Origin of the sequence: Variovorax sp. PBS-H4 (genome assembly GCF_901827205.1) — a bacterium.
GTDB lineage: Bacteria > Pseudomonadota > Gammaproteobacteria > Burkholderiales > Burkholderiaceae_C > Variovorax.
The window spans coordinates 748227-771384 of sequence record NZ_LR594675.1; the positions used below are offsets into that span (position 1 = coordinate 748227).

General features: G+C 68.0%; 21 protein-coding genes. 9 read left to right on the plus strand and 12 right to left on the minus strand.

Features of this window, described 5'->3' with window-relative positions; translation table 11 throughout:
• Nucleotides 1–161 precede the first annotated feature (161 nt).
• Nucleotides 162–641, plus strand: coding sequence for a hypothetical protein (locus E5CHR_RS03580; protein ID WP_174255686.1), 480 nt, complete (start codon nt 162–164; stop codon nt 639–641).
• Here E5CHR_RS03580 and E5CHR_RS03585 read toward each other — a convergent pair.
• From E5CHR_RS03585 to E5CHR_RS03600, 4 genes are read right to left on the minus strand one after another with little or no spacing between them, the layout of a single operon-like run.
• Nucleotides 614–1897, minus strand: coding sequence for a metal-dependent hydrolase family protein (locus E5CHR_RS03585; RefSeq protein ID WP_162578408.1), 1284 nt, complete (start codon nt 1895–1897; stop codon nt 614–616). The two genes, E5CHR_RS03580 and E5CHR_RS03585, sit on opposite strands and share 28 nt — an antisense overlap.
• A gap of 11 nt (nt 1898–1908) precedes the next feature.
• Nucleotides 1909–3198, minus strand: coding sequence for a metal-dependent hydrolase family protein (locus E5CHR_RS03590; protein ID WP_162578409.1), 1290 nt, complete (start codon nt 3196–3198; stop codon nt 1909–1911).
• Nucleotides 3199–3202: 4 nt separating this feature from the next.
• Nucleotides 3203–4000 (minus strand): alpha/beta fold hydrolase, encoded by a 798-nt coding sequence (locus tag E5CHR_RS03595; RefSeq protein WP_162583547.1) that lies wholly within the window; start codon nt 3998–4000, stop codon nt 3203–3205.
• 11 nt (nt 4001–4011) lie between these two features.
• Nucleotides 4012–4878: a fumarylacetoacetate hydrolase family protein gene (locus E5CHR_RS03600; RefSeq protein ID WP_162578410.1), complete on the minus strand. Its 867-nt coding sequence runs from the start codon at nt 4876–4878 to the stop codon at nt 4012–4014.
• A gap of 182 nt (nt 4879–5060) precedes the next feature.
• On the opposite strand from E5CHR_RS03600, the gene E5CHR_RS03605 reads away from it, so the two are divergent.
• Entirely contained in the window at nt 5061–5771 is a 711-nt protein-coding gene (locus E5CHR_RS03605; RefSeq protein WP_162578411.1) for a TetR/AcrR family transcriptional regulator, read from the plus strand.
• Nucleotides 5772–5806: 35 nt separating this feature from the next.
• Nucleotides 5807–6760, plus strand: a complete 954-nt coding sequence (locus E5CHR_RS03610; RefSeq protein WP_162578412.1) for an alpha/beta hydrolase — start codon at nt 5807–5809, stop codon at nt 6758–6760.
• On the opposite strand, the gene E5CHR_RS03615 is transcribed toward E5CHR_RS03610, so the two are convergent.
• From E5CHR_RS03615 to E5CHR_RS03630, 4 genes are all read right to left on the minus strand, one after another.
• A complete protein-coding gene (locus E5CHR_RS03615; RefSeq protein ID WP_162578413.1) occupies nt 6723–8234 on the minus strand; it encodes a tripartite tricarboxylate transporter permease in 1512 nt (503 codons plus the stop codon). The two genes, E5CHR_RS03610 and E5CHR_RS03615, sit on opposite strands and share 38 nt — an antisense overlap.
• 13 nt (nt 8235–8247) lie before the next feature.
• Complete coding sequence (locus tag E5CHR_RS03620; protein WP_162578414.1) at nt 8248–8736, minus strand: tripartite tricarboxylate transporter TctB family protein; 489 nt, start codon at nt 8734–8736, stop codon at nt 8248–8250.
• 103 nt (nt 8737–8839) lie between these two features.
• A complete protein-coding gene (locus tag E5CHR_RS03625; protein ID WP_162578415.1) occupies nt 8840–10495 on the minus strand; it encodes a Vgb family protein in 1656 nt (551 codons plus the stop codon).
• Between the two features lie 17 nt (nt 10496–10512).
• Nucleotides 10513–11286, minus strand: a complete 774-nt coding sequence (locus tag E5CHR_RS03630) for a type III pantothenate kinase (RefSeq protein ID WP_162578416.1) — start codon at nt 11284–11286, stop codon at nt 10513–10515.
• Nucleotides 11287–11407: 121 nt separating this feature from the next.
• Here E5CHR_RS03630 and lysM point away from each other — a divergent pair, with 121 nt between their 5' ends.
• Nucleotides 11408–11872, plus strand: coding sequence for a peptidoglycan-binding protein LysM (gene lysM / locus E5CHR_RS03635; protein WP_162578417.1), 465 nt, complete (start codon nt 11408–11410; stop codon nt 11870–11872).
• 57 nt (nt 11873–11929) lie between these two features.
• Here lysM and E5CHR_RS03640 read toward each other — a convergent pair whose 3' ends face one another.
• The 4 genes from E5CHR_RS03640 to E5CHR_RS03655 all read right to left on the minus strand — a co-directional run bounded on the left by E5CHR_RS03640 (nt 11930) and on the right by E5CHR_RS03655 (nt 15982).
• Nucleotides 11930–13150, minus strand: a complete 1221-nt coding sequence (locus tag E5CHR_RS03640) for a ferritin-like domain-containing protein (protein ID WP_162578418.1) — start codon at nt 13148–13150, stop codon at nt 11930–11932.
• The gene (locus E5CHR_RS03645) at nt 13107–13967 is read right to left on the minus strand and encodes a phosphate/phosphite/phosphonate ABC transporter substrate-binding protein (protein WP_174255687.1); all 861 of its coding nucleotides are present in this window, start codon (nt 13965–13967) and stop codon (nt 13107–13109) included. The genes E5CHR_RS03640 and E5CHR_RS03645 overlap by 44 nt, the downstream gene beginning before the upstream one ends.
• Complete coding sequence (locus tag E5CHR_RS03650; RefSeq protein WP_162578419.1) at nt 13964–15094, minus strand: acyl-CoA dehydrogenase family protein; 1131 nt, start codon at nt 15092–15094, stop codon at nt 13964–13966. Before E5CHR_RS03650 ends, E5CHR_RS03645 begins: the two co-directional genes overlap by 4 nt.
• Before the next feature lie 423 nt (nt 15095–15517).
• Nucleotides 15518–15982: a rhodanese-like domain-containing protein gene (locus E5CHR_RS03655; RefSeq protein ID WP_162578420.1), complete on the minus strand. Its 465-nt coding sequence runs from the start codon at nt 15980–15982 to the stop codon at nt 15518–15520.
• 172 nt (nt 15983–16154) lie between these two features.
• Between E5CHR_RS03655 and E5CHR_RS03660 the strand changes: the two genes are divergently transcribed.
• The 5 genes from E5CHR_RS03660 (at nt 16155) to E5CHR_RS03680 (ending at nt 23091) form a co-directional block, all read left to right on the plus strand.
• A complete protein-coding gene (locus E5CHR_RS03660; protein WP_162578421.1) occupies nt 16155–17270 on the plus strand; it encodes a TRAP transporter substrate-binding protein in 1116 nt (371 codons plus the stop codon).
• A 72-nt stretch (nt 17271–17342) separates the two neighbouring features.
• Nucleotides 17343–17963, plus strand: coding sequence for a TRAP transporter small permease subunit (locus E5CHR_RS03665; RefSeq protein WP_162578422.1), 621 nt, complete (start codon nt 17343–17345; stop codon nt 17961–17963).
• Entirely contained in the window at nt 17960–19933 is a 1974-nt protein-coding gene (locus E5CHR_RS03670; protein WP_162578423.1) for a TRAP transporter large permease, read from the plus strand. The genes E5CHR_RS03665 and E5CHR_RS03670 overlap by 4 nt, the downstream gene beginning before the upstream one ends.
• A 49-nt stretch (nt 19934–19982) precedes the next feature.
• Nucleotides 19983–20927 (plus strand): extracellular catalytic domain type 1 short-chain-length polyhydroxyalkanoate depolymerase, encoded by a 945-nt coding sequence (locus E5CHR_RS03675; protein WP_162578424.1) that lies wholly within the window; start codon nt 19983–19985, stop codon nt 20925–20927.
• Nucleotides 20928–21057: 130 nt separating this feature from the next.
• On the plus strand, nt 21058–23091 hold the full coding sequence (locus tag E5CHR_RS03680) for a DUF6600 domain-containing protein (protein ID WP_162578425.1): 2034 nt from the start codon (nt 21058–21060) through the stop codon (nt 23089–23091).
• The last annotated feature ends 67 nt before the right edge of the window (nt 23092–23158 follow it).

A 23158-nucleotide genomic window follows, 5' to 3' on the forward strand; every position in this document is an offset into this window, starting at 1 on the left:
TGATCCGCGAAAAGCTGCGCTCCTCGGCGCGGCCAGAGGGGATTGAACTTCAACGCGCCGCAGGCGCGTCCTTCTGTGGTTTGCAACTTGGCGTGAGACCTTGGTCCTCGCTCACGCTGACACTCGCGCACACGCACACGCACACGTACACGCTCAGGCACATGTCCATGCTCGTGCTCGTGCTCGTGCTCGTGCTCGTGCTCGTGCTCGTGCTCGTGCTCGTGCTCGTGCTCGTGCTCGTGCTCGTGCTCGTGCTCGTGCTCGTGCTCACGTGCGAGCGCACACGCAAGCACCTGTCCCAGGCCTCGCGCAGCGAGGCCGTTGGCGGCCGAGCGAAGCAATGGCTCGTCCCACTCCCCTCTGCGCGTGCCGAGGAGCGCAGCTTCAGGCGGAAAAAGGGCCGCGCGTGTTTGAGCGAAGCGAGTTTGCGCGGACCCCGCCTGAAGCGAGCACCGCAGGTTGCCCGTAGCGAAGCGCAGGGTCACGCGCAGTGGGGTCGCCTTTTCTTTGGTTACTTTCTTTTGGCGAAGCAAAAGAAAGTGACTCGGCTGCCGGGACGACATCCCGGCTCCAGCCTCACAACGACCACACCGCCAAAACAGGCGCCCAAGTCTCATGCAGCGTGCTCCCACGCCCGCTGAGAAGCGACTTCCGGCGCCTTGGCAAACTCCCCGTCCTTCATCACCGCCAGGATGCGCTTCGGGTCACGCAAGATCGAGAGGTTGGCCAGCGGGTCGCCGTCGACCAGCAGCAGGTCGGCCAGGTAGCCGTCCTGGATGGTGCCGAGCTCGTTGCCGCGCTTCATGATCTGGCCGCCGTAGAGCGTGGCGCAGCGGATCGCCTCCATCGGCGTGAAGCCAAGGTAGCGCACGAAGAACTCCAGGTCGCGCGCGTTCTGGCAATGCGGCGTGAAGGCGAAGCCGTAGTCCCCGCCGGGCAGGATGCGCACGCCGCGCCGGTGCATCGCCTTGAGCGATTCGAGCGCCGCGTCCCATTCGACCTGGTAGCCCATCGCCACCGCCTTGTCGTGCGTGATGCCGTAAGCCTCGGCCTCGTGCAGCATCGCATAGAGGATGGCGATGCCGGGCGCGACGAAGATGCGGTCCCTGGCCGCCTCGAGCATGTCGAGCGTCTCCTCGTCGGTGAAGCTGGCGTGGTAGATCACCTCGATGCCGTGGCGCAGCGCCTGCTTGATGGAGGCGGCCGAGCGCGCATGCGCTGTGCCGCGCTTGCCGCGCACTCGCACCTCCTCCATGGCGGCGGCCACTTCGGCGTCGCTCATCCAGGTGGTGTCGGCCGGCGAGTCGGGCGTGAAGTTGTCGCCCGAGAGGTTGAGCTTGATCGAATCGACACCGTACTTGAGGAACATGCGCACGACCTTGCGCATCTCGTCCGCACAATTGACGTTGACGCCGAAACTGAACTCGGGGAAGGGCAGGTGCGGCAGGGTCTCGTCGCCGAGGCCGCCAGGCACGGTGATCTCCTGGCTTGCCGCCAGGTAGCGCGGGCCGGGGATCTGGCCAGCGTTGATGGCGTTGCGGATCACCACGTCCAGCCGCGGCTTGGCGCAGGCGGCGCCGACGCAGGAGGTGAAGCCGGCCTCGAGGTAGCGCCTGGCGACCTTGGCGCACCACAGGACGTGCTCTTCCAAAGGCATGCGCTGGATTGCCGACAGCGTGGCCGCGTCGTTCCACGAGAAGTGCGTGTGGGCCTCGCACATGCCCGGCATCAGCGTGGCGCCGGCGCCGTCGACCACCATCGCGCCGCCCGGTGCAATGGGCGCGGTGCTGCGGCCCACCTGGCGGATGCGGTTGCCGCGCACCAGCACGCTGCCGTTGTAGGGGTTCTGGCCCGTACCGTCGAGGATGCGGACGTTGGTGAAGACGACATCGCTCATGTGTTTCTCCCTCAGGCTGCCCAGCGCGTCATGTGCGCACGCCGCACCGGCGGCGCACGGTGGAACTCGCCGTCCTTCATCACCGCGAGGATGCGCGCCTTGTCCTGCAGCACCGTGATGTCCGCCAGCGGATCGCCGTCGATCAGCAGCAGGTCGGCCAGGTAGCCTTCGCGCACATGGCCCAGCACCTTGCCCATGCGCATCATCGGCGCGCCCCACGCCGTGGCCGACAGCAGCGCCTCCATGGTGCTCATGCCCACGTACTTGACGAAGTACTCCAGGTCCTTGGCGTTGGTGCCGTGCGGTGTCCACGCGAAGCCGTAGTCGCCGCCCGGCAGGATGCGGATGCCGCGCCTGCGCATCGCGCGCATGCTCTCGACGGCGGCCTCGAGTTCGCGGTGGTAGCCCATGCGCCGCGTCACCTCGGGCGTCAGTCCCCATTCGCTGGCGTGGTGGCAGGTGTTGATCAGCCAGGCCAGGCCGGGCGCGATGAAGTGCTCGAACTTGTGCGCCTCCAGCATGTCCAGCGCCTCTTCGTCAGTGAAGCTGGCGTGGTAGATCACCTCGATGCCCTGCTTGACGCACTGCTTGATCGACCAGGTCGAGCGCGCATGCGCGGCCACCCGCTTGCCCCAGGCCTTGGCCTCCTGCACGCACACGGTAATCTCTTCCTCGGTGAACTGGCTCATCTCGCTGGCCATGCCGGTGATGGATTCGCCCGACAGGTTGATCTTCAGCGAGTCCACGCCGTACTTGGCGAACATGCGCACGCAGCGGCGCATCTCCTCGGCGCCGCTGACCACGGCACCGAAGGCGAACTCGGGCTGCGGCAGGTGGGGCTGGGTCGTGTCTCCGAGGCCGCCCGGCACGGTGATCTCCTGGCTCGCGGCCAAATAGCGCGGCCCGATGATGGTGCCGTCGGCAATGGCGTTGCGGATCACCACGTCCAGCCGCGGCTTGGCTGCAGCAGCGCCGACGCAACTGGTCCAGCCCATGTCGAGGTAGCGCTTCGCCACCTCGGCGCACCACAGGATGTGCTCCTCCGGCGGCATGCGCTGGATGGCATCCAGGCTGGGCTGGTCGTTCCACGAGAAATGCGTGTGCGCCTCCACCATGCCGGGCATCAGGAACGCGCCGGCGCCGTCGATCGTGTGCGCGCCCATCACCGGCGCCGCGCGCTGTCCGTAGCCCGTTTTCACGACCCGCGCGATGCGGTTGCCCTGGACCAGCACGTCGCCGGTGAAGGGTGCCTCGCCGCCGCCGTCGAACACGCGGACATTGGTGAACAGGACGTCGGCCATGGTTTCAGCTCCTCGCGTTCGCGGCCAGGAAGTCGCGCAGCTCGCGCTGGCATTCGTCGGGACGCTCGATCGGGGTCCAGTGGCCGCAGCGCGACAGCACCACCACGCGCTTGCGCGCCGCGCCGTGCAGCCGGTCGGCCATGGCGCGCACCGACTGGGGCGGCGCCACGCCGTCCTCGTCGCCGGTGACCAGCAGCACCGGCGCCTCGATGCGTTCCAGGGCCGCGGCCTGGGCGCCGGCCAGCGCCTCGCAACTGCGCGCGTAAGCCTCGCCTTCCTGCCGCATCAGGCTCTCGCGCACGAAGGCCACGGCGAGCGGCAGGCGCTGGCGGGTGTCGGCGGAGATGGCAGCCTGCAGCAGGCCTTGCGTGATCTCGTGCATGCCGCCGGCGCCTTCGCGGGCCTTGGCAGCGCGTGCCTTCATCGCCGTGCGCGCAGCGTCCGGCGGCGCGACCAGCGGGCCGAAGAGCGCGATGCTCGCCGCCAGCTTCGGGTGGGCGGCCGCGATGTGCTGGCAGACGATGGTGCCCATCGAATGCCCCACCCAGTGGGCGCGCGCGACGCCCAGGCGCTCGCAGATGCGCAGCAGCACGTCGACATAGCGCTCGATCGAAAGCTCGCCCTCGGCCCGCTGCGAACGCCCGCTGCCGGGCAGGTCCACCCGCAACACGCGGTGCCGCGCCAGCGCCGGCATCAACGGGGTGAAGCTGTTGGAGCTGCCGCCGAGGCCATGCACGCACACCACGGCCGGGCCTTCGCCTTCTTCTTCCACCGCGACACGGTCGATCACATGGAATGGCATCTTCACTCGGCTTATTCGAACTGGTTCTCGATGACGCCCACGCCATCGATCTCGATGCGCACCACGTCGCCGGACTTCAGCCACTGCGGCGGCGTCTGCCCCATGCCCACGCCGGCCGGGGTGCCGGTCGCGATCACGTCGCCCGGGTAGAGCGTGATGCCGCGCGAGCAGGTCTCGATCAGTGTGGGAATGTCGAAGATCATGTCCCGCGTCTGGCCGTCCTGGCGCAGCGCGCCGTTGACCCAGCCGCGCACGCGCGTGGCGCAGCCGTCGAGCTCCTCCGCGGTCACGATCCAGGGGCCCATCGGGCAGAAGCCGTCGAAGCTCTTGCCGAGATCCCATTGCTGGTGGCGCATCTGGACGTCGCGTGCGGTCACGTCGTTGACCACCGTGTAGCCGAACACGTGGTCCATCGCGCGCGAACGTGCAATGTCGCGCCCGCCGCGGCCGATGACCACCGCGAGCTCCGACTCGTAGTCGATCTGCACCGAGGTGGCAGGCGAGGGAAGGCGCACCACGTCGCGCGGGCCGATCACGCATTCGCCCAGCTTGCCGAAGACGATGGGCCAGGGGTCGCTCTGCGGCATGGACTCGCGGAACACGGTGCCGGCGAGCTCGCTCGCATGCGCGCGGTAGTTGCGGCCGACGCAGAACAGGCTGCGCAGCGGGCGCGGCAGCGGCGCGCGCAGCGTGAGGACTTCGACCGGCAGCCGGGCGCCGCTGGGGGAGGGCAAGGGTTCGTCGTGCGCCAGCGCCTGGATCAAGGGGAGCACGCCGAGCGATGCGTCGCGCACGCCCAGCGGCGTGGCCTCGCGGCCATCGGCCGAGACCATGCCCGCGTAGTCGCGGCCACCCCAACTCCAGCTTGCAAAGCGCATCGCCGTTGTCTCCGTCTTGTCTCGCGTGTCATGCGCCGCTCGCGCCGCGCCGCCTCGAGATCAGGGAACTGGGAACTGTCGTTTTTGAGACTTGCGTCTCAAATCGGGACCGGTGCATCATACGTGCCGAGCTCGGCACTCCACAAGCAAGACGAACCCCTTCCGCACTCCGTACAAACCCCATGACGCGACTGAAGCACAAGCTGAGCGAACCGCCATTGCCCCCCGAGCGCGGCGTCAAGGCGGCGACCTTCAAGCTGCTGCTCGACACCGCCATGGACATCATCCGGCAGAGCGGCCACATCCCTTCGGTGGCGGAGGCGGCAGCGCGCTCGAAGGTCTCGCGCGCCACGGCGTATCGCTACTTCCCGAGCCGCAGTGCGCTGGTCACGGCGGTCATCGACAGCTCGCTGGGACCGGTGCGCAAGCTGGCCTCCGACAACCCGAGCGGCCGCGAGCGGGTGCACGAGCTGTTCCAGCAGACCTTCCCGCGCTTCAAGGAATTCGAGGCCCAGCTGCGCGCCGCGGCGCAGCTGTCGCTCGAGCAGTGGGGACTGGAGCGCGCCGGGCTGCTCGAAGAAGAGCCGTACCGGCGCGGCCACCGCGTGCGCATCCTCGAGCATGCGATCGAGCCGCTGGTGCCGCAGCTGCGGCCGGCCGTGCGCAAGCGGCTGCACCATGCCCTGTCGGTGGTCTATGGCATCGAGCCCTACGTCATCCTGAAGGACATCTGGGGCCTGGGCGATCGCGAGGTCGAGCGCACCGCGCTGTGGATGGCCGATGCGCTGATCGACGCAGCACTGCGCGAGTCGGAGCAGAAGCCGGCGCCGCGCGGCCGGCCGAAGCCGAACGGCGCACGCGTGCCGGCGGCGAGAGCGGCCAGGCAGCGCTGAATGCGGCCGAAGTTCTGCCGGAGTTCCGCCTGAACATGGCCGAAGACATCCGATCCCCTGCGTGGTACGACGCCCAGTACAACAATCGCGCGCGCATTCCTGAACACCCCTCGATCCTGCAGCACTGGGCCGAGGCCTCGGCGCGTGCCTACGCGCGCCGCGGCTGGGTGCTCGATCTCGCCTACGGGGACGACGCCAGCGAGCGCCTCGATGTGCTGCCCGCCGCCCGGCCTGAGGCGCCCGTGCTGGTCTACATCCACGGCGGCTATTGGCGTGCGCTCGACAAGCGCGACCAGAGCTTCGTGGCGCCGCCCTTCGCCGACGCGGGCGCAATGGTCGTGCTGGCCAACTATGCGTTGTGCCCGGCGGTCACGATCGAGCACATCGTCCTGCAGCTGGTGCGGGCGGTCGCCTGGGTGTTCAGGAATGCGCGGGTGCATGGCGGCGATCCGGCCCGCATCGTGGTGGCAGGCCATTCCGCGGGCGGGCATCTCGCGACGATGCTGCTGGCCTGCGATTGGAAAGCCGTCGCGCCGGACTTGCCCGCGGACCTAGTGAAGGCGGTGCTCTCGATCTCGGGCCTGTACCAGCTCGAGCCGCTGCGGCATGCGCCCTTCCTTGGCGCCGACATCGGCTTGAGCGCGGCGTCCGCGCTGCGGCTGAGCCCCGCGGCCATGCCGGCGCCTCTGCAGGGTTTGCTGGCGACGGTGGTGGGCGGCGGCGAAAGCGAGGAGTTCCTCCGCCAAGCCGAGCTGATCGAACGCGCCTGGGGCCGGCACGTCATTGCAGCGGAACGCGTGCCCGGGCGCAACCACATGGACGTGTTGAACGAGCTCGCGAACCCAGGTTCGCGCACGCATGGACTGGCCCTGGAACTGCTGGGACTGGAGGGCCAGGAGCCGCCCAACAAAAAGGCCGCCCGAGGGCGGCCTTCCTGGGGTGCAGGCTCGGTCAGTCCTCCACGAAGGCTTCTTCCCGCTTCGCCTTGATCGAAGGCAGCAGCACGATACCCAGCAGCAGCAGCGCCGCCACCAGCAGCCCGGCCGACAGCGGCCGCGACACGAACACGCTCCAGGTCCCGCGCGACAGCAGCAGCGCGCGCCGCAGGTTCTCTTCCATCATCGGCCCCAGGATGAAGCCCAGGAGCAGCGGCGCCGGCTCGGTGCGCAGCTTGAGGAAGAGATAGCCGATGAAGCCGAAGATCGCGACCATCCAGACATCGAAGGTGTTGTTGTTGGTCGAGTACACGCCGATCGCGCAGAACAGCACGATGGCGGGGAACAGGAACTTGTAGGGCACCGTCAGCAGCTTGATCCACATGCCGATCAGCGGCAGGTTCAGGATGATCAGCATGGCGTTGCCCAGCCACATGGAGGCGATCAGGCCCCAGAAGAGCTCGGGGTTGCTGGTCATCACCTGCGGGCCGGGCTGGATGTTGTGGATGGTCATCGCACCCACCATCAGCGCCATCACAGCGTTGGGCGGGATGCCCAGCGTCAGCAGCGGGATGAAGGAGGTCTGCGCGCCGGCGTTGTTGGCCGACTCGGGCGAGGCCACGCCGCGGATGTTGCCCTTGCCGAAGGCGATCTCGCCAGGGCGCATCTTGATCTTCTTCTCGAGCGCATAGGCCGCGAAGGCCGCCAGCAGCGCGCCGCCGCCGGGCAGGATGCCCAGCGCCGAGCCCAGCGTGGTGCCGCGCAGCACCGCGGGCGCCATGTTCTTGAAGTCTTCCTTGGTCGGCCACAGGCCCTTGACCTTGGAGGTGAACACTTCGCGCTCGTCGTCGGGTTGCGAGAGGTTGCCGATGATTTCGCCGTAGCCGAACACGCCCATGGCGATCACCACGAAGCCGATGCCGTCGGTCAACTCGGGAATGTCGAAGCTGAATCGCGCCACGCCGGAGTTCACGTCGGTGCCGACAATACCCAGCAGCAGGCCCAGCACGATCATCGCCACGGCCTTGAGCAGCGAGCCGGATGCCAGCACCACGGCGCCGATCAGGCCCAGGATCATCAGCGAGAAGTACTCGGCCGGGCCGAACTTGAAGGCGAGTTCGGTCAGCGGCGGGGCAAAGGCCGCCAGGATCAGCGTGCCGACACAGCCTGCGAAGAAGGAACCCAGCCCGGCTGCGGCGAGCGCGGGCCCCGCGCGTCCCTGGCGCGCCATCTGGTAGCCGTCGATACAGGTCACCACCGAGGACGATTCGCCCGGCAGATTGACCAGGATGGCGGTGGTGGAGCCGCCGTATTGCGCCCCGTAGTAGATGCCCGCGAGCATGATCAGCGCCGACACGGGCGGCAACGCGTAGGTGGCCGGCAGCAGCATGGCGATGGTCGCCACCGGGCCGATGCCGGGCAGCACGCCGATCAGCGTGCCGAGCACGCACCCGATCAGGCAATACAGCAGGTTGGTGAGGGTGAAGGCGACGCCGAAGCCGGTCGCCAGGTTGTGGATCAGGTCCATGACGTTCTTGCCCTCAGCCCGAAATGAAAGTTGGCCAGACCTGGATCTGCAGCTTGAGCGCCCAGATGAAGGCCACGTAGCTGCCTGCCGCCAGGATGGTGGCGAGGACCAGCACGTCGCGCAGCTTGAATTGCGTCCCGGCCAGGCTGGAGATGATCGTCAGCGCGTAGATCGCGATGATCATGCCCATGGCCGGCAGGCCGATGGAGGGCAGGCCGCCGAGCAGCACGCCGAAGGCGAGGTTGGCGCCGAGCACGAAGGCGAGCGGCTTCCACGCCCACTTGCCGATCTTCTCGCCGTCGGCTGTTTCGATCACCAGGGCCTGGAACATGATGGCTGCGCCCAGGATGGCCAGCAGGATACCCAGCATGAGGGGGAAATAGCCGGGGCCCATGCGGGCGCCGTCTCCGATGGTGTAGCTGGTGGAGCCGATGGCGAAGCCCCCTCCAACCACCGTGAACATGACTCCCGAATAGAAGTCAGCCTGACTCTTGATACGCATTGTCTCGATCCTCGTTGTGAACCTTACGAGGGTCGTCGGGGGAGCCTGACTGCTGGCTGACCGGTACTGTACGGACTTCCACGTAGCGGGGTGGGTTTCCCTGTCAGCGCTGCGGCCGGATCCGATAGAGCCCGTTGTTGCGATCGGCCGAAAGGTAGATGGTGCCGTCGGCACCCACCGCCACGCCCGTCGGCACATAGGAGGGCGGCAGGCCCGGACCGCCGGGCAGGCCGATCGGCAGGTTCTCGGCAACCGTGCGGCGCGTGCCGTTCGCCGGGTCGATCTCCACCAGCCGCCGTGCCGCACTCTCCGCGACGATGAAGCTGCCCCAGGGCGTCTGGGCCAGGCCTTCGGGCAGCGCGAGGCTGTTGGCGACGACGCGCAGCGGCGCGCTGGCGTCCAGCGGAATGCGTGTGAGCTTGCCAGCGGCCTCCGTCAGGTAGAGCGCGCCGTCTCGGCCGAGCACCATTTGCACCGGCCCGCCGAGGCCACTGGCGATCACCTCCCGGGTCTCGAACTTCGGGCCGCTCGCGCGGGTCACGCTGCCGGTGGCGATCTCGGCATAGAGCAGGCTGCCGTCGGGCATGGGGATCGCATCCACCGGGGCCTTGAGGCCGTGCAGCACGGCCGTGGTCTCGAAGGTCTTGCGGTCCACCAGCTGCACCGAGCCGGTGAACCAGGACGACAGCGCGATCCGCGAGGCCGACAGTCCCACGCCGAAGGGGTACTCGAGCGCCGGATCGCGCTGCATGCGGAAGATGTCGCGGACCTCGCCGGTCTGCGCATCGACCTGGCGAAAGCCGAAGACGTCGGCCACGAAAAGCGCATCGCCATCGATCTTGAGGCCGGCCGGCACCGCGAGCTTGCCGCCGGTCAGCAGGCGCGAGGTGCCGGTCGCGGGCTCGAAAGCCTCGATCGAGTTGTCGGCCATGTTCGAGACGTAGATCGTTCCTTCGGGCGAGATCGCGAGGTTGTCGAGCGATGGCTTGAACCGCTTCGCGACCGTCTTGCGCCCGCTGGCGAGCTCGACGCGCACCAGCTCGCCGCTGCGGGCGTCGACCACCCAGAGATTGCCCTTGCCGTCCAGGTTGGCCGCAGCCGGGACCTGGAAGCCCTCGGCAATCACCGTGAGTCGGCCGTCGGCCGGATCGATCTTCACGACCTGGCCCTTGAACCACAACGGGCCGTAGAGCAGGCCGTCCGGCCCGACCTCGAAGCCGTTGAAGCCGCCCATGTCCTTGCTGATCAGCCGCGGGGGCTTCTGGCCGGCGGTATCGATCTCCCACAGCGCGTCGCCGAGGAAGACCTGCGAGGCATAGAGCTTGCCGTTGCGGCGGTCGAAATCGAGTGAGTTGATGCCCGGCAGGTCCTTGGCGAGCACGCGCATCGGCGCACCGTCGTGCTCGCGCAGGCGGATCCTGCCCGTCAGGTAGTTGGTCCAGGCGAGCTCGCCCCTGGGGCCGACCGCGATGTCGTCGGCCTGGCCCTCGGGCGCGTCGATCAAAACGCGCGCGGCGCCGGTTGCGCGGTCGACGACCCACAGCTGGCTGCCGACCACCGTGCCTGCCAGCAGGCGGCCCTGGCGGTCGATCGCCAGGCCGTGGACGCCGGAGAAGGAGGAGGGCGCCACCAGCACCTCGGGCGGGCCCCAGCTCGCCGGCCGGGTGGGCGGGGAGGTGGCGCTGCGCGGCGCCGGAACGGTGCAGGCGCCGAGGGCGAGCACCGAGGCAAGCAGCGCGGCAGCGAACAGGCGTGGCACTCGCGGCTCCAGGACAGTCAGGACGCCAGCAGGCGCTCCTGTGCGATCACCAGCAGCCCATCCATGATCAGGCTGTCCACCAGCTCGAAGTTCCCGTTCATGCTCGGCGCCATCTTCCATGCCGCGCCGCCGGTCATGTAGCAGGCCGGCTCGGCCCCGCAGTGCGCGCGGACATGCTGCACCATGCGCTCCACCGCCCCGGCGATGGCATAGGTGCCGCCGCTGGTCAGCGCGTCGCTGGTGTTGGTGGGGAACTCCCGCACGTCGCCGGTGGGCACGTGCAGGCCCGCCGTGCCCGACTCGAGGGCCCGCAGCATGATGCCGTGGCCCGGCAGGATCAGGCCGCCGAGGAACTTGCCGTGGACGTCCACCGCCTCCACCGTGACGGCAGTGCCGATCATCACCACCACCATCGGGCGCGCCGGGCCCTGGGTGAGCATGCGGTGGCGCGCGCCGATCATCGCGACCCAGCGGTCGGCCCCCAGGCGCGTGGGATGGTCGTAGCCGTTGACGATCCCGGCCTCCGCCGCGCTCGACACCACCCAGCGCGGCGAGCAGTCGAAGCGCTCGACCACCTGTTCTTCGGCGCGCCGCCGCACGGCGTCGCCGGCCACTGCGCAGCCCAGCATCGACGAGGGCCCGGGCAACTCGGCCCAGGGGCCGTCGGCCAGCCGTTCGATGTGATCGAGGAACTCGGCACCGTGCGACAGCAGCGATGCACCCGGCCTGGCTGCGTCGTAGAGCGACCACTTGAGCCGGGTGTTGCCGATGTCGATCGCGAGGAATGCCATGCGCGGCATTATTGCGGCTTGTCCTGACAGCTGCTTGCAATCGCGACGCCCGCCTACGTTTCGCCGTCGCAGGCAGCCGTTAGAGTGGGCCTCCCTCAACCAAGGCACACAGGAGAAACCCATGGGATTGCTCAGTTTCATCAAGGAGGCAGGAGAGAAGCTCTTCGGCGGCTCGTCCGCCCACGCCGCCGAGCCAGATGCCAACAAGACAGCGGGCGACGCCATCAAGACCTACATCGAGACGCAGAACCTCGGCCTCACCAACCTCGAGGTGGCATACGTCGCTGCCGAGGGCCTGGTCACGCTCAAGGGCAACGCACCCTCGCAGGAGGCGAGCGAGAAAGCCACGCTGGCCGCGGGCAACGTCGCCAACGTCACGAAGGTCGACAACCAGCTCGTCGCGCCCGCGGCCGACCCGGCGCAGTACCACGACGTGGTGAAGGGCGACACACTCTCGGCGATTTCCAAGAAGTACTACGGCGACGCCAACAAATACAACGCGATCTTCGAGGCCAACAAGCCGATGCTGAGCCATCCGGACAAGATCTATCCGGGCCAGAAGCTGCGGATTCCGCCCCTGAAGTGAACGCACGGCAGCCGGGCGGCTCCGCCGCCCACGGCGGCTGAAGGACGTTCGATCGGCTCACATGAAATTGCGCGTATGCAGGGCGGACAGTTCTTCCGCCTCGCGGGACGCGAAGCCGAGCCGCACCAGACGTGCCTTGCGGCCTGACGCCATTTCGCGTTTCAGTTCCTGCACCCGGGCGAAGCCGGACCGAACGGAGGTCGCGTCGGACCGCCCGGCCGCCAGCAGCACCAGTGCGTCGAACACCTCCTCGTTCAGACCCGCCGTCGCCGCCAGATCGTCGTGGCGCTGGCGAATTGCCGCTTGCAGCGCGGAATGAAAGCCTGGCTGCCGCGACAGCCGGTATTCGAGGTGACCCATGCCCAGCGCGACGTGCCGGGCTTCGTCTCGGGCCACCAGCCGCGCGATCTGCCGGGTGACCGGGTCCGGTGCGTTCTCGTGCAGGAAGTTCAGCAGGTTGACGAAGCTGCCTTCGCCGAGCACCGAAAGAAGAAAGACACTGATCGAGAAATCGCTGCTCTCGAAGAGGGTCTTCAAGGATGCCTGGCCGCCGGCACCCGACAGTGCCGGCTGGGCGCGATGCAGCGTCGCGCGGCGGGTGAACACTTCCACATGCCGCGCCTCGTCGGCGCATTGGATGGCCAGCAGCTGGACAATTTCCCTGAAGTACGGATGAACCTGCCCCAGGTGGCGCGCGGGAACCAGCAGAGCGGCGTTCTCGTTCTCGATCAGGTAGGTCATCACCTGGACCACCGCATCTTCGATCTCGGCGGGCAGCGCGCTCGCCGCGGCCCAGTCGATGGCGGTGTCTGGATTCCATTGCCCTGCCAGCGCCTGCTGGTAGAGGCTGGCCGCCGTGTCTGCCCAGATATCGGATTTTTCCGAGAGCCGGAACTCGAAGGCCGGGCTTCCGGCCTCCACGGTCGCGCCGCGCGCCGCGAGTCCCCATGACGGCGAGGCCCGGTCCGCGACGTCGTCGGGCGCGAGCGCGTCTGCTTCCCCTGCCACCACCGCGTTCTCCCACCGGCCCTGCTGAAAAGGCCCGCGGGTCACCAGCGCATGCCGGCCAGGCGTGTCGTGGAAAGTGACGTCGTGCCCGTGCTGGCGGCACCAGGCGAGCAGATGGACGTCCCAACCCGGCGAGGTGCCCTGCACGCGCAGGGTGGCGCCGATCGCGATCCGGTCGAGCGCCCGCTTGATGAGCAGTTGCGCGCCCTGGTCGAGCCCCAGCGATTCAATATCGATAGTCGCTTGCGGTGATGCGTCCGGCAGCGTCATAGAACCTGTCGTGATGAACGGCGCGCCGTAGCGCGGCATAGCCGGTGGTGCGGCCGGGCTTCCATTCGCGCAGCCCCTCGAGCTCGAGCAGCGGCCGCACCGCGGGGTCGCTCCACCGCATGCCCAGCAACAGCTCGGTGAATTGCTCGACCTCCGCTTGCGGCGCGTGCGGGCTGGCGGTGAAGTTGCAGTGGTCGAAGGGCTCGGTACGCGCGAGGATGCGGGTCTGCCCCTGCGGCAATGTGCCGTCGGACGAGAACGCGAGGTGATTGCTGTCGATCATCCATGCGGCATCGATGCTGCCCTGCACCAGCGCTTTCGCCGCATCGAGTTCGCCGCCGACGTGGTCGCCGTGCTTGCCGCCTGCCACATCGAAGATCCGCGCCGAGAAATCTTGCCCGGCGACCAGGCCCGCCCGGCGCAGATGATCGGACGGGATCAGTGTCGCCTGGGGCGAATCCACTGCGCCGAATCCGACGGCCTTGCCGCGCAGATCGTCGATGCGCTCGATGTCCTGCCCGGCGCGGACCACCAGCACGGAACTCAGGTCGCGATCGGTGTCTCGCATCGCCACGGCCGACACGCGCGCTCCCTTCGCCTCGGCGATGAGCTCTGCGCGCACCCACGCCAGCGGCGAGTTCCAGGCCACGTCGAGCACCCCGTTGAACTGATCCTCGACCTGCCTTTCGTAGTTCGAATACAGGACGAAGTCGAATGCGAGTCCACGCGCTGCGAAATATGCCTTGAAGCCTTCCCAGATGGCAACCACCTTCGGCGCATAGGCCACCGCGCCCATGACCAATGTGCGATCCGTCATGCCGATGGTCCCGGGAACAGCGGCTGGCCGGTGATGGCCTTGCCGATGAAGTCGTAGACCACGTCGCTCGTCGGACCCATGACGTGGGCCGCGCGCGCGTCGCGAAACAGGCGCTCGACCCCGACCTCCTTGCGGAACGCGGCGCCTCCGCAGACGCGCATCGCGATGTCGGTCACTTCCAGCGCGCTTTCGGCTGCGGCTGTCTTCACTTCCAGCACGCGCAGCATCGTGTCGGCGCGTCTTTCGCCAATGGCGGCGATGCTGTCCTGCAGCAGGCAGTCCGCCAAGTCTGCCTTGATCTGACCGCGGGCCAGGTACGAACGGATGGTGGGCAACTCGGCGAGCGAAGCACCCGAGTCCTGATGCCGGGTGCGGGTAACGTGCCCGCATGCGCGCGACATGCTGCCTTCCATGATTCCCAACGAGGCGGAGGCGTTCAGCACGCTGAACCAGGGCAGTACGGTGCCCATCATGATGTCGAAGCCCTTGCCATCCTCGCCGAGGCGATGGTCGGCCGGAACGCGTACGCCCTCGGCCGTGACGGGAGACGACCCGTTGCCGCGCATGCCCAGCCCATCGAAGGGCGCCGGCTGTGTCAGCCCCTTCGCCCTGGCATCCACCAGCCAGATGCTGCTGGCGCCGTCCGCGGCCAGGGGCTTGCTGGACCACACGTAGGAATTTGCTTCGAACGCGGACGTGATCCAGCTCTTGCGCGCATCGAGGACGACATCGCTGCCCTCCCGCCGGGCAGTGCCGGCAGGGGCCCAGAAATGACTGCGCGATTCGGCCTCGGAAAATGCCAGCGTCGTCAGATGCTCGCCGGCCGCGATGTTTCGGCGCACAGCTTCCGGGCCCCATTGCTCGAGCACGGCCACGGCACAGTAGTGCATGGCCACCACCATCGCGGTGGAAGGGCAGGTCGCGGCAAGTCGCTTGACGACCCCGCTGGCCTCCGCCATGCCGAGGCCCATGCCTCCGACTTCCTTGCTGCTGATGAGGCCCAGCAGGCCGGCCTGTGCCAGGGCATCGACGGCGGGCCGGGGAAACCGCGCCTCCTTGTCGGTGATGGGAGCCAGTGCCTCCAACTGCCGGGCAACGATGGGTTCGAGGCGGGAAAGATGGTTCATGCTGTCATTCATTGATGCGCGCACGTCCGCGGCGCGGGGTTCGCAGGGCCGCGAAACTCACGCAGACGTGCCCATGGAGGACGGCCGGTGCGCAGCTCGCGCAGCCGGTTCCGAGACGAGCAGACGGCCCGCGCCTGCTGCCTACGTGCAGGAGGGAGGATGAAGAGCTCGCCCGCCGCCGCTGGACGCAATGGCACTGCAGGCTTGACGAAACGAGGTCAGCATGAGGGTGGAAAGGCGACGGCCATCCGGGCATTCATTTGAAGCGGTGCCGGCCGGGCCAGAGCTTTTTGGGTTGTTCGGGATGGCAGCATGCTAGGAAGGACGGCGGGGCGCCGTCAACGCGCGAAACGCGAAAACATCCTTCGGGTTTGTCGACGTGCTCACGGCACCTCGGGCGTTCTCGCGTGCCGGTCGCGCGCTCTAGTTCTGCTTCCAGGGCAGGCCGCGCAGGCGCCAGCCGCCCTTGCGCCCACGGTGGCCCTCGGCGTCGGTGTCGCCCTCGAAGCCCTCCAGGATGTTGTACGCCTCGAAGCCCAACTCGGTGGCGCGGCGCGCCGCCGCGATCGAGCGCACACCGCTGCGGCACAGCAGCACGGCCTTCTTGCCGGGCGGCACGGCAGCGCGCAGGCCGTCGTCGAAGCCAGGGTTGAGGGCCATTCCCGGCCACTGCTTCCAGGCCAGGCCGACGGCGCCAGGGACATAGCCCACCCACTCGCGCTCCGCATCGCTGCGCACGTCGACCAGCACGGCGTCACCGTGGGTCACCCACGCGTGCGCCAGTTCGGGGGGCACGTCGCCGGCGTAGCCCTCGGCGGGCCGGACGGACTGCTGTTCACCGGCTGGTGCGCTGGCCGTGCCCTTCGGGCTTTGGACTGCTTGGGTCATGAGGGTTCTTTCCTTCCAACATCGCTGGGTTTCAGGGTTAGTGCCTAGGGGTGTGCACCGGTGCAATCAATGATTTTTCACCAGTTCGTGAAAACCCTCTTTGTCACGCTTGTTCACATGTCCAAAGATGGCAGTCTGGGGTTTTCCAGTCACACCTACGGAGACACACACAATGACCGACACCCAACCGAACCGCCGCCGCAGCCTGCTCAAGGGCGCAGCCGTGGCGGCCGGCGCGATGTCCGCGCCCATGGTCAGCATGGCTCAGACCACCTCGTTCCGCTTCCAGAGCACCTGGCCCGCGAAGGATATCTTCCACGAATACGCGCAGGACTTCGCCAAGAAGGTGAACGACATGGCGGGCAGCCGTCTCAAGATCGAGGTGCTGCCCGCCGGCTCGGTCGTACCGGCCTTCCAGCTGCTGGATGCCGTGGCCAAGGGCACGCTGGATGGTGGACACGGGGTGGTCGCCTACTGGTACGGGAAGAACTCGGCGCTCGCACTGTGGGGCTCGGGTCCAGGCTTCGGGATGGACGCCAACATGGTGCTCGCCTGGCACAACTACGGCGGCGGCAAGGCGCTTCTGGAAGAGATCTACAAGGGTTTGAACCTGGATGTCGCCTCCTATCTCTACGGTCCCATGCCGACCCAGCCGCTGGGCTGGTTCAAGAAGCCCGTCGCCAAGGTCGAAGACATGAAGGGCCTGAAGTTCCGCACGGTGGGCCTGGCGGTAGACGTCTTCACCGACATGGGCTCGGCGGTCAATCCGTTGCCGGGCGGTGAGATCGTGCCTGCACTCGACCGTGGCCTGATCGATGCTGCCGAGTTCAACAACGCCTCCAGCGACCGCGTGCTCGGCTTCCCGGACGTGGCCAAGAATTGCATGCTGCAGAGCTTCCACCAGTCGGGCGAGCAGTTCGAGATCCTGTTCAACCGGGCCAAGCTCAACGCGCTGCCGCCCGAGCTGAAGGCGATCATCGAATACGGCGTGCAGGCCGCCAGTGCCGACATGAGCTGGAAGGCGATCGAACGCAATTCGGCGGACTACATCGAGCTCAAGAAGTCGGGCATCAAGTTCTACAAGACACCCGATGCGATCCTGCGGGCGCAACTCGCCTCGTGGGACAAGACGGTGGCCAAGAAGTCGGCGGAGAACGCCTTGTTCAAGAAGGTGCTGGACTCGCAGCGAGCCTTCGCGGAGCGGGCAGGCCAGTGGTACAACGACTACACCGTCGACTTCAAGATGGCCTACAACCACTACTTCAGCCGGCAGCCCAAGAAATCCTGACTCTCACCGGCCACGGCAAGGGGCACTGCGGTGCCCCTCCTTTTTCCGCGCCCCGGGCGCCAGGGTTTCGCAATGCAATCTTTTCTGTTGGCGGTCGACCGTTTTTCAACCTGGATCGGCAAGACCTTCGCCTGGTGCGCGGTGCTGCTCACCTTGCTCATCAGCTGGGAGGTGTTCTCCCGCTACGCGCTCAACCGGCCCCACGCCTGGGTGCTCGATGCACAGATCATGTTGTACGGCGCGCTGTTCATGACCGCCGGTGCCTACACGCTCGCCAAGAACGGCCATGTGCGCGGCGACGTGCTGTACGGGTTCTTCCGGCCGCGCACGCAGGCGATCATCGACCTGACGCTGTACATCCTCTTTTTTCTGCCGGGCATCGTCGCGTTGACCTGGGCCGGCTGGATCTATGCCGGGGAGTCGCTGGCAATTCGCGAGCAGACCTTCTCCGCCGATCCGATCCCGCTGTATCCGTTCAAGTACATCATTCCGCTCGCCGGCGTCACGCTGCTTTTGCAGGGCTTCGTCGAGATCGTGCGCTGCGTGCAGTGCATACGCGACGGCGAATGGCCTTCGCGCGAGCAGGATGTCGAGGAGGTGGATGTCGAGAAGCTCAAGGAAATGGTGCACGTGGACGATGCGGACATCCGCGCGCTGGACGCGGTGGTCGTTGCCAAGGAGGGCAGGCCATGATCCGGCGCGAACTTTGGTTCGGCCTCTCGTTCATGGTGCTGATCGTCGCCGCGGCGGGCATCATGCTGCTGCGCGCGGACACGATCACCAACGGCCACCTCGGCCTGCTGATGCTGTCGCTGGTGGTAGTCGCAATCATGCTGGGCTTTCCCACGGCCTTCACGCTGATGGGCATGGGCATGATCTTCACCTGGTTTGCCTATGACCGGAACACCACGCACACGCTCGACCTGATGGTGCAGGCGGCCTACAAGACCATGTCGAACGACGTGCTGATCGCGGTGCCGCTGTTCGTCTTCATGGGGTACCTGGTCGAGCGCGCCAACCTCATCGAGACCTTGTTCAAGAGCCTGCACCTGGCACTCGCGCGCCTGCCGGGCGCGCTGGCGGTGGCCACGCTGGTGACCTGCACCATCTTCGCCACGGCCACCGGCATCGTCGGCGCCGTGGTGACACTGATGGGGCTGCTGGCGCTGCCGGCCATGCTGCGCGCCGGCTACAGCATCCCGCTGTCCGCGGGGGCGATCACGGCGGGCGGCTGCCTCGGCATCCTGATTCCACCTTCGGTGCTGCTGATCGTCTACGGGGCCACCGCCGGCGTGTCGGTGGTCCAGTTGTACGCGGGCGCCTTCTTCCCGGGTGTGCTGCTCGCCTCGCTCTACGTCCTCTACGTGGTCCTCGTGGCCAAGCTCAAGCCCGCCTGGGCGCCGCCGCTGTCGGCCGCCGATCGCGCGGTAGCGCTGCCGCCCTTGACGCAGCGGCTCACGCGCGACCCGTCTCGCCATGCCTTCGCGGGCTTGGTTGCCGGACTCAAGGGTCGCCGCAATGCCGAGGTTCCCGCGGGCTTCCTGCTGCGGCAGCTCGGCATCGTGCTGCTGCCCGGACTGCTCTTTGCGCTGCTGGCCGTCACCAGCTACCGCGCCGCGACCCTCGTGGAGGCGGCGGAGACGTACGAAATACAAGAGATCGGCGTCGGGCGCGGTTCGCCCGAGGCGGCCTCGGGCGGCTTGCAGGAGCCGCCGGCCGACACCGAAGGTGGCCTCCAGGAGCCGCCGAGCGAGGGTGGGGGCGGGCTCGCCGAGCCCCCCGGCGCTGACGCCGTGCAGGAGCCTCCGCCCGCGGGCGCCGGCGCCGCGCGAGTGCCGTCCGGCAGTACTGCGGCCTCGCCCACCACGGACCCGGGCGCGGTGGTCGCCGCGGAGGGTGCCACCACGCGGCAGGCACCCACCTGGTGGTGGGTCTGCTTCGCGGTGCTCGGCGCCATGGTTGCACTGTTCTACCTGTTCCTCAGCTTCGCGCGGCTCGAGATCTTCAAGATGCTGCTCGCATCCTTCTTCCCGCTGATGATCCTCATCGTGGCGGTACTCGGGTCCATCGTGCTGGGCCTTGCGACGCCGACGGAGGCGGCCGCCATGGGTGCGCTCGGGGGCTTCCTGCTGGCGGCCGCCTACCGGCGGCTGACGCTGGATGTGCTCAAGGAATCGGTTTTTCTCACGGCCAAGACGTCTGCCATGGTGTGCTGGCTGTTCGTCGGTTCGGCCATCTTTTCAGCCGCTTTCGCGCTGCTCGGCGGCCAGCAGCTGGTCGAGGAATGGGTTCTGGGCATGGACCTCTCGAAGGTGCAGTTCCTGGTGCTGAGCCAGGTGATCATCTTCATTCTCGGCTGGCCGCTGGAATGGACCGAGATCATCGTGATCTTCATGCCGATCTTCATACCGCTGCTGGACAACTTCGGCGTCGACCCGCTGTTCTTCGGGCTGCTGGTGGCAATGAACCTCCAAACCGCCTTCCTGTCACCGCCAGTCGCCATGGCGGCCTTCTATTTGAAGGGCGTGAGTCCGCCGCATGTGTCGCTGAACCAGATCTTCCTCGGCATGCTGCCCTTCATGGGTATCCAGGTGCTGGCAATCCTGCTGCTGTACATCTGGCCGCAGATCGGGTTGTGGCTGCCGCAGCTGCTGTACAAATAGGCAGGCGGCGGCAACGGGCGCCGACAATCGGCCTTTTTGCCCCCCTGCCGTGACATCCCTGCTCGAGCGATTCGCGCGCTGGAAGCGCGCCGTGCCATGCGCCCTGCGGCACATTGGCCTGCTTCCCCCCGTGGCGCCGGCGCAGTGGCTCGACGGCCGGTTCGAGCACCAGCACCGCAACGTCGACTACAAGCTCTTCATCCCCGGGCACGGTGCCGGCCGGCCGCGCCCTCTGTTGCTCATGCTGCACGGCTGCAGCCAGGACCCGGAGGACTTCGCCACCGGCACGCGGATGAACCATCTCGCCACCGAGCTCGGCTTCCTCGTGCTCTATCCGACCCAGACCCAGAAGGCCAACGCCGGCAAGTGCTGGAACTGGTTCCTGCCGCAGCACCAGCAGGCCGGGCGCGGCGAGCCCGCGCTCCTGGCGGCGCTCACGCAGGCGGTTGTGCGGGAGCACGGGGCCGATCCGGCACGCGTCTACGTGGCGGGCCTGTCCGCGGGCGGGTCGATGGCCGACATCCTGGCCCGGACGCATCCCGACCTCTTCGCCGCCGCTGGCGTGCACTCCGGCCTGCCAAGTGGCGTGGCGCGCGACCTCCTTTCGGCACTCGGCGCGATGAAGAACGGCCCCGGCCAGGCGAGCTCCGGCGGGCCCATGCGGCCGACCATCGTCTTCCACGGCGATGCCGACGAGACGGTGCACCCGCGCAATGGCGAGCAGGTGGCGGCCGATGCGGTGGCGCAACTGTTGGCCGGGAGCGGACATCCGCCGGCGCACGAGATGGAGGGACGCTCGGAGGGCGGCCGTGCCTTCACCCGCCTGACCTATGCCGATACACGCGGCGCCATCTTGGTCGAGCACTGGCGGGTGCACGGCGCCGGCCACGCCTGGTCAGGCGGCAGCCCGGACGGCTCCTTCACCGACCCCGCCGGGCCGGATGCGAGCGGCGAGATGCTGCGCTTCTTTCTCGCCCATCCGATGACGGCCTGACCAGGCCGAGATCAGTCCCTTGCTTACACACGGTTGCGCCGCGCGCGGGATAGTTCCAGAGCTTTGCAATCCAGTTGCCAGCGACGGCCCGTCCTCGCGCGTTGCAGGGGTCTGAAGCCAAGGACCGATCATGAAACACCGCATTTCCTTGCACGCCGCCCGCCGCGCCTTCGGCGGGCTGCTGGGCCTGGTGCTGCTGCTCGCCGCGGGCGCTGCGGCCTGGGCGCAGCAGGATCCACCCGGCCGCGTGGCCCGTCTGGACGAGCAGCAGGGCACCGTCAGCTTCTCGCCAGCGGGTGACGACACCTGGTACGACGCAGTGCCCAACCGGCCGATCACCACCGGCGACCGGCTCTGGACCGACCGCAACGCGCGGGCAGAGCTGCACGTGGATTCGACCGCGCTGCGCCTGGACGACCAGACGCTGCTGGTGGTGTCCGAGCTCGACGACGACAACGTCCGCTTCACCGCGGCCCGCGGCCGCCTGCAGTTGCGCGTGCGCGAGGCCATGGCCGGGCAGCGGCTGGAAATCGGCACAGCCAACCTGGCGGCAGTGGTCGAGACTCCAGGCGATTACCGCATCGAGGTGGACCCGGCCGCCGGCACCACGCGCGTGGCGGTCGCCGCCGGCGGGCTCACGCTCTACGGCGAGAACGGCGAATCGGTGGCGCTCGGCGCTCACCAGCAGCTCACCGTCTCGGGGCGCCAACTGGCCGCGGTGAGCGGCGAGGCGGTGCGCGCCGGCGACGCCTTCGACCGCTGGGTGGCCGAACGCGACCGGCTGGAGGATCAGTCGATTTCAGCCCGCTACGTCTCGCGCGATGTGCTGGGCTACCAGCAGCTCGACCGCTATGGCGACTGGCAGAGCGATCCGACTTATGGCAGCGTCTGGTACCCGCGCAGCGTCGATGCCGACTGGGCACCCTACCGCGATGGCCAGTGGGTCGACATCGCCCCCTGGGGCTGGACCTGGGTCGACGCCGCGCCCTGGGGCTTCGCGCCTTCGCACTATGGCCGCTGGGCCCGCATCGGCCCGCGCTGGGCCTGGGTGCCGGGGCGGGCGAACACGCGGCCCGTGTATGCGCCGGCGCTGGTCGGCTTCGTGGGTGGCGACGGGGCCCATGCCAACGTGGCGGCGGGTGGCCGCGCGGGTATCGGCTGGTTCCCGCTCGCGCCAGGCGAACCGTGGCGGCCGGGCTACCGTGCGAGCCAGCGCTACGTCGACGAGGCCAACCGCGCCATCGCCTACCAGCGCCAGCTGGCGCGCACGGACTACCTGCACCGCAACACGCCGGGTGCGCTGTCGCTGGTGCCGGTGGACATCTTCGGCCGCGGGCCGATCGCCCGCCGCGACTTCCTGCGCACGCCGGAGGGTGCCACGGCGCAGTTGCCGATCGTCGCTGCCGCGCCGGTTCCCGCGCGGGGTGACCGGCACCCCGGCGGCTTCGGGCGTTCGGCGAGCGCGCTGCCGCCGCCGGACCTGAGGGGACGTCAGCAGCAACAGTTCCAGCAGTCCCAGCAGTCGCAGCAGTTGCAGCAGTTGCAGCAAGCCCGACAGGTGCAGCAAGTCCAGCAAACGCAGGCTCAGCAAGCGCAGCAGGCCCAGCAGGCCCAGCAACTTCAGTTGCAGCAGCGCGCCGTCCAGGCCCAGCAGCAGCAGCTTCAAATGCAGCAGATGCAGCGCTTCCAGCAGATGCAGCAGGCGCAGCAGCCACAACCGGCCCAGCAGTTCCCGCAAATGCAGCAACGCGAGGCGCTTCGCCAGCAGCAGGAGCTTCAACAGCGCGCCGCGCAGGCCCAGGCGCAACAGCAATTTCAGCTGCAGCTGCAGCAGCAACAGCAACAGCAACAGCAACAGCAGCAGGCTCTGCGCGCCCAACAGGAGATGCAGCAGCGCGCCGCCCAAGCGCAGGCTCAACAGCTCCAGCTGGTTCAACAGCAGCAAGCCCTGCGCGCGCAGCAGCAGATGCAGGCGCAGCAACAGGCCCAACAGGTCCAGATGCAGCAGCAGAACACGCTGCGCCAGGCGCAGGAACACCAGCAACGGGCCTTGCAGCAATTGCAGCAACAGCAACAGCAGCAGCAACAACAACGTGCCGGCGGCGGCGATCCACGGCAGCGCTGGACCTCGCGGGACTCCGCGCAGCAGTTCGACCGGCCCTGAAGGGGGTGTGAGCACCCGCGGCGGCAGCCTCTGCTTCGTGCGGCTACAGTCGGCCGCAAGGAGCGGC

Bases quoted from the DNA above. Each gene is read 5' to 3' on its own strand.
- E5CHR_RS03660 (WP_162578421.1), top strand. From the start codon at position 16,155: ATGACCGACACCCAACCGAACCGCCGCCGCAGCCTGCTCAAGGGCGCA.
- E5CHR_RS03595 (WP_162583547.1), bottom strand. From the start codon at position 4,000: ATGCCATTCCATGTGATCGACCGTGTCGCGGTGGAAGAAGAAGGCGAA.
- lysM (WP_162578417.1), top strand. From the start codon at position 11,408: ATGGGATTGCTCAGTTTCATCAAGGAGGCAGGAGAGAAGCTCTTCGGC.
- E5CHR_RS03645 (WP_174255687.1), bottom strand. From the start codon at position 13,967: ATGACGGATCGCACATTGGTCATGGGCGCGGTGGCCTATGCGCCGAAG.
- E5CHR_RS03610 (WP_162578412.1), top strand. From the start codon at position 5,807: ATGGCCGAAGACATCCGATCCCCTGCGTGGTACGACGCCCAGTACAAC.
- E5CHR_RS03630 (WP_162578416.1), bottom strand. From the start codon at position 11,286: ATGGCATTCCTCGCGATCGACATCGGCAACACCCGGCTCAAGTGGTCG.
- E5CHR_RS03590 (WP_162578409.1), bottom strand. From the start codon at position 3,198: ATGGCCGACGTCCTGTTCACCAATGTCCGCGTGTTCGACGGCGGCGGC.
- E5CHR_RS03670 (WP_162578423.1), top strand. From the start codon at position 17,960: ATGATCCGGCGCGAACTTTGGTTCGGCCTCTCGTTCATGGTGCTGATC.
- E5CHR_RS03640 (WP_162578418.1), bottom strand. From the start codon at position 13,150: ATGACGCTGCCGGACGCATCACCGCAAGCGACTATCGATATTGAATCG.
- E5CHR_RS03665 (WP_162578422.1), top strand. From the start codon at position 17,343: ATGCAATCTTTTCTGTTGGCGGTCGACCGTTTTTCAACCTGGATCGGC.
- E5CHR_RS03620 (WP_162578414.1), bottom strand. From the start codon at position 8,736: ATGCGTATCAAGAGTCAGGCTGACTTCTATTCGGGAGTCATGTTCACG.
- E5CHR_RS03585 (WP_162578408.1), bottom strand. From the start codon at position 1,897: ATGAGCGATGTCGTCTTCACCAACGTCCGCATCCTCGACGGTACGGGC.
- E5CHR_RS03650 (WP_162578419.1), bottom strand. From the start codon at position 15,094: ATGAACCATCTTTCCCGCCTCGAACCCATCGTTGCCCGGCAGTTGGAG.
- E5CHR_RS03680 (WP_162578425.1), top strand. From the start codon at position 21,058: ATGAAACACCGCATTTCCTTGCACGCCGCCCGCCGCGCCTTCGGCGGG.
- E5CHR_RS03615 (WP_162578413.1), bottom strand. From the start codon at position 8,234: ATGGACCTGATCCACAACCTGGCGACCGGCTTCGGCGTCGCCTTCACC.
- E5CHR_RS03655 (WP_162578420.1), bottom strand. From the start codon at position 15,982: ATGACCCAAGCAGTCCAAAGCCCGAAGGGCACGGCCAGCGCACCAGCC.
- E5CHR_RS03600 (WP_162578410.1), bottom strand. From the start codon at position 4,878: ATGCGCTTTGCAAGCTGGAGTTGGGGTGGCCGCGACTACGCGGGCATG.
- E5CHR_RS03605 (WP_162578411.1), top strand. From the start codon at position 5,061: ATGACGCGACTGAAGCACAAGCTGAGCGAACCGCCATTGCCCCCCGAG.
- E5CHR_RS03580 (WP_174255686.1), top strand. From the start codon at position 162: ATGTCCATGCTCGTGCTCGTGCTCGTGCTCGTGCTCGTGCTCGTGCTC.